Raw genomic sequence first — 14477 nt, 5'->3', positions numbered from 1 at the left:
TATAAAGGAGAATAAAATGGCAAATAGATTTATGAAAAATAAAAAAAGAATGCTCTCATAAAAGAGTTTACTTCGCCGAATTAACGATTAACTACAACAGAATTATTAGAAATTCTCTAAATTTATATAGAATTAAAAATCCATTTATTTATACATTAACTATATTCCATCCATCCTTTTGTAATCCGTCTTTAATATCGTTATTTATAGAATCATTTGGGATAGCCATACAAACCAATCCTCTGGCTCTTGACAATGCAACATATTGACATTTTAATCTTTTCTCCATAGTTTTATTAATATTAGATTTTCCTCCATATAAATAATTGTTTATTGACTTTATATTATGTTTTCTCATATATGTTTCAACAACAAGTGTGGCTAAATGCGTTTTCCCTTTTACCGAGTGAATACTACCAAATATCATATCTACACTTCTATTCTTTTCATTGTCAACGTATTTATATATAACATTTTTTTCATTTTTTATATCAATCTCATCTTCAACCCATTTAACACATTCAAGCCCTTCAATACTTTTTTCTTGATCAAAAAACAAATTAATTATACTCTGAATTTTATTTAATATATTTGCCCAGTTGCCTTCTGATAAATCATTGATACAACTTATCAAATCCAACATCTTATTTCTAAATATTTTTGTTTTGTCTTCTTGTAATTCCTTTAGCATTGAATTAAATAAGTTCCCTTTATCGTATATTTTGATAGTACCATTTATATTGTTTATTAGTTTTACGATTCCTTTACATATATATTCTATTCGTTCTTCATTTTCTCCAGAATAATTAAATGCTTTATTTCCTCTTCTAAGATAAGTAATTATATAATTGGGATTTTTATATTTATTATCCGAGCAAAATCTATAATCTGTCCAATAATCATATATACCTTTTGGAAATTGCTTTTCTGTTGTTTCTTCTTTTTTATCATGTATCATACCTATTACATGTATTCCATCTTTATCGTATTGTTTTATCTCATCGTCTGTAAAAGAATTTAAAACCAATCTCCCAAATTCATCAATAACTTTATTAATACTATCTTTTTCAAATAGAAATATAGTATTTTTTATACTATCAGAAAAATCATTATCAGTCCCACTCATTCTTTCTTCCGATACTGCTACTGAATTAGCTAATTCTGCGATTTTATGATTGAATCTCTTACTTTCTTTCAATAATAGTGGAGCATTTCTAGGGAAATAATTAGAATTGTTCTTAATAGATACACTGTTATATATAGCCTGATTCATATCACCATAACATTGCATAACAACATTAGAATCATTCCCAAATGTCATATTTAATAGCTCCCATTGAGACTCATCTGTATCTTGTGCTTCATCGATAAATAAAATAGGAAACCTATGCTGCATTGATTTCGCAATATTTCTATTTTCATTCAATATTTTTTTAGCAAAAAGTAACATTTCTCCAAATGTAAAGTATCCATCTTTTTGAGTATCTTCAATAATAGATAGAATAATTTCTTTCGTTTTTCCATTCTTATCCCAATCTATTTTACCAATATCGCCTTTGTACTCGCATATCTTTTCATTTTTATACTGTTTTTGTAAATACAATTTAGTTTTATACGGAATCTTTTTCCATCTATACCTCGTCACCATTTCACTATCAATAATGTTTATTTTATATCCGCTTGATTTTAACCATGGTATAGTGACAAAAGTATCAAAAAAAGAATGAAAAGTTCCTATAAAGTGTGGGTACAATAAAATTTTTTGACCTACTTCTGTATTTCCTAACCTCCGTTCTATCTCTTCTCTTGCTACATTAGTATGTGATAATACACAAATACCACGCGTTGAATATTTCCATTTTTTAGCAAGTATTGCTAATTTTGAAATCAATATTGTTGTTTTTCCACTTCCTGGAAATGCTTGTATATCAACAGATTGCATATTTTTAATTATTTCAATCCTTGATTCGTCAAACTTTATTTTGTTACCAATTACTCTTGTAATCCATTCAATGTCTTGAGATGTTATTTCCAAATCATTTAATATACTTCTCATACTTTGCTCCATTTGTAACATATTTTATTGCTTCTATCAGATATTTAGGAATTACTCTTGCAATTTCATTACTATCTTTATCTGAATATTCTTTTTCTAAATTTATTGAAAGTTCTTGCGCAAAATCTGCTTTAGATGCTTTTTTTGAAGTAAAATAACTGTAAAAATATGAAGCCTTTTCCTCTATTGTTTTATAACTATTAAGCATATTATTTAGCTCTTTATTTTTTACATCTCTGTTTATTGGCTTATAACTCACATTAATAAGAGAGGTTGTTAATATTTTAGTCATTTTCTTATCTTGCAATCCTTCATATGCAAAATCATACTCTAAAGTCCAATGTTCTGAAATAAAAGTTTTAACACTTTGACCACTTGCTTTAGATTCTATATTCGATAAATATCTACATTTTTCATCATCTGAAAAATCAGATTCTACTCTCCAATTACGTATCTTCTTGTCCGGCCAATTTTCAATATTATTGAAGTTTTCATTTATACAAATATGTGGAGCACAATCAGGCATAATATCTCTATCTGTAATGCAAGAAACATGAATATCCAATAATTCTTTATCATTTTGCCTTTGAAAAATTCTTGCATATCTTCTTAAACCCGTACTTCGAACATCAATTAAAGAAACACCATAATTAGTAAAGCTACAACCCAGTAACTTTGCTATAGTTGGTAATAACAGAGCTTCTCCTGGTCCTTCAACAATCACTACACTTCTTGCAAAAAAAAGATTGGATTTTGTTGCGTCTAAATATTTTTCTAAATAAACGTAATCATCTTCACATAAATTAGTATATTCTTTTGATAATGAGTACGTTCTTCCCTTTTTAACAATAATAATATTTGATAGCTTTATAACAGATGCTAGCAAAGGTGAATGGGTCGTCATTATCACTTGTATATTATTAGTTTCAGAATCATCTTCAAGAGACTGAATTAATTTTAATTGCCTTTGAGCATGAATATGCGCTTCTGGTTCTTCAATCAATAAAAAACATGGTTTATTATTATTCTTTGAATCTTTATGTAACAGAAGTTCACAAGCCATACTCATCAAATTACTAGTTCCTAAACCAACTTTTCCCATTAAACTACTACTATCTTTATCAACTGCCAAATCTAATTTTTCTAGTAATGACATTACTTTTCTTTTGTCATTTAAATTTGATCCAGCAACTTCCAGCGTAGTATTAAAGGTATCAGTTTCAAGTAACATTTTTTCTTTTATAATTTTAGTCATTTCTAAATTAATTTCTCTCAAAGCTTTATGATTAGATAATAAATAATTTGATAAATTTGCAATTCCTAATAAAGAAAGTTTATCTAAATTATCACCATAATTATAACTATCGTTTCCAGTATCGATACTTGAAATATTTTGCATAACTCTCGATAACCTCGAATTTTTTCCAGAACGCATTTCGCTATAAGCATCTCTTAAAGCATGTAAATAAGTTGTCCTCAACAGTTCTCTAGCTTCTTGAGAAATATTATTTCCAGATCCACTATATCCTGTTGTAATTCTAGTTAAAGCTCTAGGTGGATTATATGTATTTAAATACCTAGCTTTCCAATTTATATATAAACATTCATTTTTTTCATTTTCTCCCTCGTAAGTAAGGCATTCTAAGAATGCTGACCTTTCCTCTATATTTAAACCTTGAAATTTGCATACTATATCAATTTCTAAAGACGTGTCTTCGTTATAAAAATCTTCTGGAGTTAATTTGTTCCAGCTCATGTCAGTAGTTCCTAGTACATATCTTATAGCATCTATTATTGCTGATTTACCCGAATCATTCTCTCCAACTAAAACATTAAGTCCATTATTAAACTTAATTACATAATCACCATCATCAAAACATCTAAAGTTTTTAATTTTTAATTCTGATAAATACATATCCAATACTCCTATTTATTTTCCATAATGCATTCAACTATTTCCTAAATACAACTATCCCAGAAATAAAATATCCTAAGCAAAACATCCGTAGTTATATCTTTTAAATTCTTCATTTTATAAAAGTACTTATACTAACTTCCGATTTTGCATTAGCTCAAAATTTGTCATATCCAAATCTATCAGTTTTTTAGAATAATCTTCTATAGCTAAAAGTTCTCTGTGTATTCAACGTTGAAAACTAATATTTATTATATTATACCATTAGAGGTCCGTTTAATATAAAAACATTCTCTTTAAAAGAACATTTAGATTAAACAAAAGAATATTAATTCTACTCCTCATTCTCAATTCTACAATTTCCCAGACAGTGTCTGTTAAATTACATCTCACTAATTCTATTCGATAAAATTGTAACTACACCATCTACCTTATCAAAGGTCAGATCACCAATATACTTATTTTCATTGAGGTATACTTCCCACAATGATCTTAGGTATGAATCTTCTTTTATACCTTCAATTATTTCGTCATAGTCTTGCATTATCTCATCACTTACTCTTTTGTCGGAAATTCTTTCTATTGCTTCTTTTAAAATTTTATAATCTATATCATCTTTTTTTAGTTTGTAGAGGGTGTATAGATCATAAAAGTCTCTCATTCGTGTTGTTGTTATATTTTTTCTGATTATGGTTTCATATTTTTCTGCGAGAATTGTTTCTAATGGGTATGCCATTATTTTTATATTTTCTTTGCTAAAGATACAGGGATAGGTATATTCTATTTCCCTTGGTGTTATTGCATCTCCTGTTGTTAAGTCTAGTTTCATTGGGTTTTTAGTTTTCCCAACATTTGCTATTAGTGAAATTCTAAAGTTTTCGTACTCATCTTCTTCTCTTATATAAGAGATGTCTTTTATTTCAAATCTTATTCCATCTTCTACATTGATATTTATAATTTCTTCTACAATGTCTTTTATTTTCTCTTCTTTTAGGGCTATGCCTTTTATGGTTGTGTCCATGTCCATAGTTGTTCTATTTTCAATACCAATTAAGGAAGATATTAAGAATCCTCCCTTTATTACAAAATTATTTTTGTACTTTGATTTAGATAGCCTTTCTAAAAATCTTTCGAAAAAATATATTTGAAGAACTTCTTGCGACTTTAGATTTTTCTTCTCTGCCAAGCTCCTTATCTTTCCCTTTATACTCTCGATATTAATCACGATAATACCTCCATGTATTTTCTAATTTCATCTTCTATTTTAAATAGTCTACTGTATTTTATGAGTCGTCTTAGATTTTTATTTGTTGATTTAAAGTATCTTTTTAAGGCTTCTGTAAAAATCTGTTTATCTATTTTTTCTCTTTCGATTATGATATCGCAAATTGTTCGATCTATATCGTAAACTGGAATAAGGTTGCCTTGTGGTGATTTTATTTCTGTCTTTCCAATTTCGTATAGGTCTTTTTTTACATAGTGAACTTGTAGATCTTCGTACCTCTTTTTGATATGGCTGGCATTGTAGCCTTGGGGTACAGATATATGAAATACATTTGGGGTCCTATCTGATAGGTCATGTAGATATAGGGCTGTTTGATGGGAAAATATAATTCGATTACTGTTTGATGATATTAAAATAAAATCGTCTATTACTTTTCCTTTTAATTGATATAGGCCTGGTCTTAATCTTTCTAATTGTCCGCTTTTTGTTAATTCCGATAAATTATGCCTGCTATATCCAAGTTCTTCTGCTTCTTTGTTGGTGATTACTAAATTTTCTTGTATATATTCTTTAAGTGTATTCATAGTCCGCCTCCTCTCATTTACGCTTTTATTATATGTTATAAAAGCGAATATGTAAAGTTGGCTATGAGAGTTTTGTATTTTGAAAAGGATGTACAATTCCTTACTCCCTTCAATAAAAAAGAGCAGCTTTTTAAGCTACTCTTGTAGAAAGTACAAAATGAGTTAATTATATTTTTTGTGTTTCCTCATACCAGTTGCAAAACAACTCTTACATCCATGTAGTTTTTTTGAGTCTTTTTGATGTATCCTTCTTCATCTTTATCGAAGACAAAATGCTTATAAAACTGCTTAAAATGCAGGATTTCTATATTTACATCTTTTGTATCAACGCTATAGTCTCCACATGCATAGTCTCTGAAAACATATCACATCCCTTGATTTTTTCTAAGTTATATCCCTTTTCTTGGAATCTTTTTATATCTCTTGCTAGCGTTTGTGGGTTGCAGGATATGTAGACTATTTTTTTTATTTTTGTTTTTGCTATAGTTTTTATTATCTCTTTATCTAATCCTCGTCTTGGTGGGTCTACTACTATTGCGTCTATTTTTTCTTTTTTTATAAATTTATCGTCTATGTAGTTTGCATTTTTTGCTATGAATTTATAATCTTTTAGGTCATTTTCTTTTGCGTTTTCTTTTGCATCTTTTATGGCGTTTTTGTTTATTTCTATCCCTACAACATTGTCATCGTTTATGGCGATTGAGCTTGTTGCTGAGCCACAAAATAGATCTAGGACTTTTTGATTTTCTCCTAGAAAATCTTTGGCTGTTTTGTATAATTTTTCTGTCATATAATCATTTACTTGGTAAAAATCGTTCATAGTAATTTTAAATTTTTTCCCTAAAAGATTATAAACAAGATGATTTTTGCCTGAAATATTTATTGTTTCTTTTTTATTTATTAGGTTTATGTTATAAGTTGAATTTTTGTATTGATTTTTTATATATGGGATTATTTTTTCGTCTTTAATTTTTATATTTAAAAGAATTTCTTTGTCGTTTGCTCTTATTGTTATTTCTTCTAGGCTATCTGGATATTTTTTTGTAATTTCTTTTGTGATTTCTTCTATTTTTTCTAGATTTTTTCTTATTAAATCTTTTGCTAAAAGGCAATCTTTTATTTCTACTAGGTCATTGGAATACTTTTTATTATAGGCAAGTTTCCCGTTCTTATTTATTTGTAACCTAATTTTATTTCTATATCCAAATTCTTCTCCTTCTAGTATTTCTATATCATCAATTTTTATTTTTGCTGATTTTAATAGGGCATTTTTTATTAAATTTTTCTTTAATTTTATTTGACTTTTATAATTTATATCCATAATAGAACAACCACCACATTCATAATAATATGGACATGGTGGTTTTCTAAGGTAGGGGGATTTCTCTAAAGTTTTTGTTTTTTCTGCTTCAAAGAAATTCTTTTTTTCATTATTTACTTTTATATTGCAAACTTCTCCGTAAATTGCGCCTTCTATAAAGGCAGTTTTGCTTTGTGTTTTTGCAACTGCCCTACCGTCTTGTAGAATATCAATTATTTTGATATTTTTTATTTCCATTATAATACCTTTGCTTCTCCCTTGTAGATTATTCCTCCAAGTGGATCAAGTGTTATTGTATCTCCATCTTCTAATAGGTTTGTAATGTTTTTTACTCCAAGTATTGCTGGAATTCCAAAGTGGATTGCTACAACTGCTGTATGGCTTGTTAGTCCTCCATTTTCTGCAATAACTCCTGAAGATCTTTCCATAAATTCGTTTATATCTTTGTCGGTATATTTTGCAATGATTATATCGCCGTCTTCAAATTTTCCTTCAAGTTCTTCTTTTGTTGAACCAACTACAACTTTTGCTGAAACGGATTTGTTTCCAACTCCTGTTCCGTTTGCAATTATATCTCCTATTACGTGAACTTTAATTAAATTTGATGTTCCTGAAACTCCAAGTGGAATTCCTGCAGTTAAAACTGTCAAATCTCCTTCTTGTACATAATTTTCTTTTAATGCTCCAACTATTGCTCTTTCAATTAATTCGTCTGTTTCATAAGCTGTATCTACAATTATTGGATATACTCCCCATGACACTGACAATCTTCTTGCAACTTTTTCATCTATTGTACATGCAATTATATTTGTCCTTGGTCTAAATTTAGAAACTGCCTTTGCTGTATTTCCTGATGCTGTACAAGTAATTATAGCTTTTGCTCTCAATTGACTTGCTATTGTACAAGTTGATTTTGAAATTGCGTTTGTTGTTGTAATTTTTCTATCTATTTCTGTTTGATAAATATTTTCTTCGAAATCGTCTGATAATTCTGTTGTAATACAAATATCTCTCATAGTTTTAACGGCTTCTACTGGATATTTTCCTGCTGCTGTTTCTCCTGAAAGCATTACACAATCTGTTCCATCTATAATTGCATTTGCAACGTCAGTTGTTTCTGCTCTTGTAGGTCTTGGATTTCTTTGCATTGAATCTAGCATTTGTGTAGCTGTAATTACTGGTTTTGCAGCCTTATTACATTTTCTGATAATTTCTTTTTGCACAAGAGGTATAAGCTCTGTTCTAATTTCTACTCCCAAATCTCCTCTTGCAACCATAATTCCATCGCTCGCTTCGATTATTTCATCAGCATTATCTACACCTTCTTGAGATTCTATTTTTGATATAATCAAAATATCTTCTCCGCCATGATCTTCAAGGACTTTTCTTATATCATAAATGTCTTCTTTTTTTCTAACAAAAGATGCTGCTATCATGTCAATGCCGTTTTCAATTCCAAATTTAATATCATCCACATCTTTTGGTGTGATTGATGGTAGGTTTGTAACTCTTCCTGGAAGATTTACTCCTTTGTTATTAGAAATTACTCCATTATTTTGTACTCTACAAACTATTTCTGTTCCATCTTTAATTTCAATTACTTCAAGTTGAATTAAACCATCATCTACTGAAATTATTGAGCCTTTTTCTACATCTTGTGGTAAGCCTTCGTATGAAACTGATACAATATCTTTGTTTCCAACAATATTTCTAGTTGTTAGTGTAAAAATATCATCTGGTTTCAAGAAATATTCCTTTTCTTCAAATTTTCCAATTCTAATTTCTGGACCTTTTGTATCAAGCATAAGTCCCAAAGGAACATTTAATTTTCTTCTTATTCTTTTTATAGTTTTAATTTTTTCAAGATGTTCCTCATGAGATCCATGTGAGAAATTTAATCTTGCAACATTCATTCCATTTTTAATCAATTGCTCCAAAACTTCTGGAGATTGTGAAGCTGGTCCTATTGTACATACAATTTTGGTTTTCTTTAATATATCTGGTTTCATAACTTATCCTCCACTTATTCCTATTTAGATAATTTGTTAGCAAGTCTGTAAAGATCTTCATTAAAATCAGAATTCATTGATACTGCTTCATCTATGCTAACTTGATTTATTTTTCCATTTGTATAACCCAAAGCTATATTTGTTTTTTCTTCGTTTAATAATTCTGCTGCTGTTGCTCCCATAATAGAACCTAATAATCTATCAGCTGAAGATGGAGAGCCTCCTCTTTGAACGTGGCCTAGAACTGTAACTTTTGTTTCAACTCCACTTCTTTCTTCAACTTCTTTTGCAACAGTATATGGATTGCCAACTCCTTCGGCAAGAACTATAAGATGGTGTAATTTTCCTCTTTTTCTTCCATGATTTACTTTTTCAACTATTTCATCAATTGAGAATTTGTGTTCTGGAACTATGATTGATTCTGCTCCACCTGCAAGTCCTGAAAATAAAGCTAAATCTCCACAATTACGTCCCATAACTTCTATTACAACTGCTCTTCCGTGAGATGATGAAGTATCTCTTAATTTCCCAATAGCATCAGTTACTGTTTCAATTGCAGTAAAAAATCCTATTGTAAAATCTGTATAGCCCATATCATTATCAATTGTGCCCGGAATTCCTATGGTTTTTATTCCCAAATCACTAAGAGCCTTTGCTCCTTTAAAAGAACCATCTCCACCAATTACGATTAGTCCTTCGATTCCATAATCTTTAAGAATTTGAGCTCCTCTTTTTTGACCTTCTGCATTTTTAAACTCAGTTGATCTTGCAGTTCCAAGAATTGTACCACCTTTATGGATAATATCGGCAACCGATGAAACATTCATTTCATAAATATCGCCTTTCATCAACCCGTCATATCCATTTCTTATTCCTTTGACTCTCATTCCGTTGTTTAGGGCTGTTCTTACTGCAGCTCTAATCGCTGAATTCATTCCCGGTGCATCGCCACCACTAGTAAGTATACCTATTGTTTTCATTGTTTCTCCTTTAAATTAATTTAACATTATCCTTCCCAAGTTTCAACTTCAGATAATTTATTATATCTGAATTTTGGTCAATCCACAAGCTTTTATCAAGTTTGACTGTCTTTTTTTTGTCAGAAAAATAAATTATCACTGGTGTGCTACCATGGTTACTCATTAGATCTTTTCGTATTTTATTATACCTTACATATTCCATTTTTATATACAAATTTTTAAAAGAATTTTCATCAATTTCTTTTATATTTGATACAATCAATTTCAATTCATCATCACTAGATTGTAGATTTCCACTAACCATCACAAGTGTATCATTTTCAATAATATTTTTTACATCTTTATAAATATTTGGAAAAATTATCATTTCTATTGATCCAGACATATCTTCCAAAGAACAAAATGCCATTAAAGTACTTTTTTTTGTCATGGTTTCAGATTTATTTGTAATAATTCCTGCCATCCTTACACTTTTATTGTCAAATTTATCTAAATCTACTGGTCTTAGCTCATTTAAAATTTCCGTTGTAAAATTTACATAATTTTTTAAATTATTTCCTAAAGAATTTAAGGGATGATCTGAAATATAAAAACCTAAAACTTCCTTTTCTAATTTTAATTTTTGCTTATTTTTATATTCATTAACTGGCGGAAATTTTATGTCATCAATTATTTCTTCTTTGTTTTGGTCAAAATCAAGTAAATTCATTTGACCTTTTAAATTCACTTTCTCATTATCATGAATTGATTGGAGAGCTGTTTCGTGGACTGCCATAAGCTCTGATCTTTTGTATCCTAGACAGTCAAAAACTCCAGCTTTTATAAGAGATTCCAAAGCTTTTTTATTTAAAACTGTTGGATCATTTGCCTCAATTCTTTCTAGAAAATCTTTAAAGCTTTTAAAATTTTTCTCTTTTCTTAAATTAACAATTAAATCTATTAAATTTTCTCCAACATTTTTTATAGCTGAAAGACCAAATACTATTTCATTTTCACTTGCTACAAATCTTCTTTTTGATTTATTTATATTTGGTGGAACAATTTTTATTCCAAGTCTTTTTGCCTCTGAAATATATAAATAAACTTTAGAAGAGTTGCCCATAATTGAAGTCAATAGATTTGCCATGTATTCTTCTTTAAAATAATATTTCAAAAATGCAGTTTGAATAGCTACTAAGGAATAAGCCGCTGAGTGAGATTTGTTAAAGGCGTATTTTGCAAAAGAAATCATTTCATCGTATATCTTATTGGCATTAATTTCTGAAATACCATTATTTACACAACCTTTTACTTCGTATTCTCCATTTTGATTTTTCTTGCCATGAACAAATATTTCCCTATTCGCTTCCATTACGCTCATTTTCTTTTTGCTCATAGCTCGTCTTAGATTGTCAGCTTCCCCAAGTGAAAATCCAGCAAGTTTTTGTACAATTTGCATAACTTGCTCTTGGTATACAATTATGCCATAAGTTACTTCAAGAATTGGTTTTAGGGCATCATCTATGTAGGATATATTTTGTGGATTTATTTTGTTTTTTATATAATTTGGAATTTGATCCATTGGTCCTGGTCTAAAAAGTGAATTTGCCGCAACCAAATCATCAAATCTTGTTGGTTTTAAATTTTTAAGAAAATTTCTCATACCAGCTGATTCAAATTGAAAAATCCCAACTGTTTCAGCCTTGGTAAATTGACTTATTACTTTTGGATTATTTTCATCAATTGCTCCAAGATCAATATCTATATCTTTATTTTTCTTTATATCCTTTATTGTATCTTGAATTACTGTAAGATTTCTAAGTCCCAAAAAATCCATCTTTAACAAACCCAATTCTTCAATTTCTGTCATATTAAATTGGGTAACTATCTGATCGTTTGATAAAGCAAGTGGAACAATATCTGTTAAAATTTCCTTGCTTATAACAACTCCTGCTGCATGGATTGATGTATGCCTTGGTAAGGCTTCGATATTTCTTGCAGTATCTATCATTCTTTTTGTTTCAACATCATTTTGATATTCGTAAGCTAACTTTTCAGTAGAATCAAGAGCTTTATCGATTGTCATTCCTATTGCTTGAGGAATTAATTTTGCTATTTTATCAACCTTATTGTAGGAAATATTCATAACCCTTCCCACATCTCTTATGGCATTTCTTGCCTGCATCCTACCAAAAGTTACTATTTGCGAAACATGATCTCGTCCGTAAAGTTCATATACATATTCAACTACCCTATCCCTATTTTCATAGCAAAAATCTATATCAATATCAGGCATTGAAACTCTTTCTGGATTTAAAAATCTTTCAAAAAGCAAATCATATTTTAAAGGATCAATTTGTGTAATATCGAGAGCATAAGATACAATTGAACCTGCTGCTGATCCCCTACCAGGTCCTACCGCAATCTTATTATCTTTGGCATATTTTACAAAATCCCAAACAATCAAAAAATAATCTACATAACCCATGTTATTTATTACGTCGATTTCTTTTTTTGCTCTTTTTATAATTTTTTCATCTAAATTTTTGTATTTTTTTATAAGACCTTCTTTTACTAGAATTTTTAGATATTCAAGATTTGTTGTATCTTTTGGAAGTTTTGTAAAATATGGTAGGTGGGGATTATGAAATTCTAGGCTAACATTGCACATAGCAGAAATTTTTTGTGTATTTTCAAAAGCTCTTGGAAAATCTTTAAAAATTTCTTCCATCATTTGAGAATCTTTTAGATAAAATTCATCAACAGGCATTTTCATCCTATTTTCATCTTCTAATAAAGAACCTGTTTGGATACATGATAAAACATCTTGATAAAAGGCATCATTTTTTTCAACATAATGAACATCATTTGTACATACTAATTCTATTGCCAAATCTTTGTGAATTTGAAGTAATACTTCATTAACTTTTTTTTGTTCTTTTAAACCGTGATATTGTACTTCCAAATAAAAATTTTCTTTGCCAAATAAATCAAGATATTTTTCGGCTGTAGAATATGCTTTTTCTATATCATTTTCTAAAATTCTTTGATTAATTTCTCCATTTAAGCAAGCCGAAAGACCTATCAAATCTTCTTTGTATTCTTTTAAAACTTCAAAATCTATTCTTGGCTTGTAATAATATCCTTGTGTGTAAGCTTTTGAAACAATTTTCAAAAGATTTTTATAGCCATTATTATTTTTTGCCAAAAGGATAAGATGGTAATATCTTTTATTTTGGGGAGTTTTTATTTTATAATCATTTTCACAAATATAAACTTCACAGCCAATTATTGGTTTGATATTATTAGCTTGGCATTTTTTATAAAATTCTATGACCCCATACATATTTCCATGATCTGTTATTGCGCAAGAATCCATTCCAAATTCTTTTAGCTTTTCCATCAATTTATCAATTTTTGTAAAACCATCTAAAAGTGAATATTCTGTATGAAGGTGGAGGTGGGTAAAATTATTTGTCATCATTCCTCACTTTCTGCAAGTTTTATAAGTTTTTGGAGTCTGTAATTAACCTTAGCTTTTGAAAGGACTGGCGTCATCATTTTGCCCAATTCTTCAAGAGAAATATAAGGATAGGCAAGCCTTAATTCGGCAATTTTTTGCAAATCTTCTGCTTGATTTTCTAAAATATTTTTTTCTTTCAATTTATTTATTGCATCAACTTGCCTAAAGGCTGCTTTTACAGTCCTATCAATATTTGCCTTGTCGAAATTTGTTTGCCTATTTATGTCATTTCTAATAGACTTCATTGCCCTTACATTTTCTAAATCAAAAAGTGATTTATTTGCTCCAATTAAAGCCAAAAAATCTGAAATTTTATCAGAATCTTTTATGTAAACACAATAAGAATCATTTCTCAAATTTAATTTTGGATTTATAGAAAATTCTTCCATAATTTTTCCTATCAAAAGTGCTTCTTCTTTTTGTTGAACATTTATTTCAAGATTATAGCCCCTATAGGGATCATTGATTGAGCCTTTAAGCAAAAATGCCAATTTTAAAATAATCTTTTTTTCATCCCTACTTTTGATATTTTCATAAAAATTTTCAAATTCATATAAGCTATAAGAATCTGCAAGGGCTAAAATTTCATCTGCCACTTCACTATCTTCTACCAAAACAACATAAGACCTATCTTTTGAAAATTTTCTTTTATTTTGGATTTCCATAGCTGGAGAATAGGTATATTTTTCTTTTATAATCTTGTAAATATATCTTGCTTCTATGTTCTCACTAGCCTTAAATAAAATTTGGTAAGAATTATTCACTATCCTAATAGAGCCTTGAAAATAAAAGTAGGCTAATAATTCCATATCAATCTCTTTATAATCAGGCTCTTTTTTTAATATTTCTTTTTTACATCTTTTTGAAAAAGACATCAAATCACTC

Annotated in this window: 9 protein-coding genes; all 9 read right to left on the bottom strand. The window is 28.9% G+C overall.

What is annotated here, in order from left to right:
- Window positions 1–148: 148 nt before the first annotated feature.
- Window positions 149–2056, bottom strand: coding sequence for a UvrD-helicase domain-containing protein (locus HMPREF2782_RS07180; RefSeq protein WP_070641866.1), 1908 nt, complete (start codon window positions 2054–2056; stop codon window positions 149–151).
- A complete protein-coding gene (locus HMPREF2782_RS07175; RefSeq protein WP_070641865.1) occupies window positions 2037–3971 on the bottom strand; it encodes an ATP-dependent nuclease in 1935 nt (644 codons plus the stop codon). Before HMPREF2782_RS07175 ends, HMPREF2782_RS07180 begins: the two co-directional genes overlap by 20 nt.
- Window positions 3972–4353: 382 nt before the next feature.
- A complete protein-coding gene (locus HMPREF2782_RS07170; protein ID WP_070641863.1) occupies window positions 4354–5196 on the bottom strand; it encodes a nucleotidyl transferase AbiEii/AbiGii toxin family protein in 843 nt (280 codons plus the stop codon).
- Window positions 5193–5780 carry a type IV toxin-antitoxin system AbiEi family antitoxin domain-containing protein gene (locus tag HMPREF2782_RS07165; protein ID WP_070641861.1) on the bottom strand — a complete coding sequence of 196 codons (588 nt, stop codon included), beginning with the start codon at window positions 5778–5780 and terminating at the stop codon, window positions 5193–5195. Before HMPREF2782_RS07165 ends, HMPREF2782_RS07170 begins: the two co-directional genes overlap by 4 nt.
- A 310-nt stretch (window positions 5781–6090) precedes the next feature.
- Complete coding sequence (gene rlmD / locus HMPREF2782_RS07160; protein WP_070641859.1) at window positions 6091–7338, bottom strand: 23S rRNA (uracil(1939)-C(5))-methyltransferase RlmD; 1248 nt, start codon at window positions 7336–7338, stop codon at window positions 6091–6093.
- Window positions 7338–9110 (bottom strand): pyruvate kinase, encoded by a 1773-nt coding sequence (gene pyk / locus HMPREF2782_RS07155; protein ID WP_070641857.1) that lies wholly within the window; start codon window positions 9108–9110, stop codon window positions 7338–7340. Before pyk ends, rlmD begins: the two co-directional genes overlap by 1 nt.
- A gap of 20 nt (window positions 9111–9130) precedes the next feature.
- Window positions 9131–10090 (bottom strand): 6-phosphofructokinase, encoded by a 960-nt coding sequence (pfkA, locus tag HMPREF2782_RS07150; protein ID WP_004838572.1) that lies wholly within the window; start codon window positions 10088–10090, stop codon window positions 9131–9133.
- Window positions 10091–10100: 10 nt separating this feature from the next.
- Window positions 10101–13550, bottom strand: coding sequence for a DNA polymerase III subunit alpha (locus HMPREF2782_RS07145; protein WP_070641856.1), 3450 nt, complete (start codon window positions 13548–13550; stop codon window positions 10101–10103).
- Entirely contained in the window at window positions 13550–14467 is a 918-nt protein-coding gene (gene whiA, locus HMPREF2782_RS07140) for a DNA-binding protein WhiA (protein ID WP_070641854.1), read from the bottom strand. The genes HMPREF2782_RS07145 and whiA overlap by 1 nt, the downstream gene beginning before the upstream one ends.
- Window positions 14468–14477 lie beyond the last annotated feature (10 nt).

It is taken from the genome of Anaerococcus sp. HMSC068A02 (assembly GCF_001811125.1).
In the GTDB taxonomy this organism is placed as follows: Bacteria; Bacillota; Clostridia; order Tissierellales; family Peptoniphilaceae; genus Anaerococcus; species Anaerococcus vaginalis_C.
This window is presented reverse-complemented; position numbering and strand designations above follow the sequence as displayed.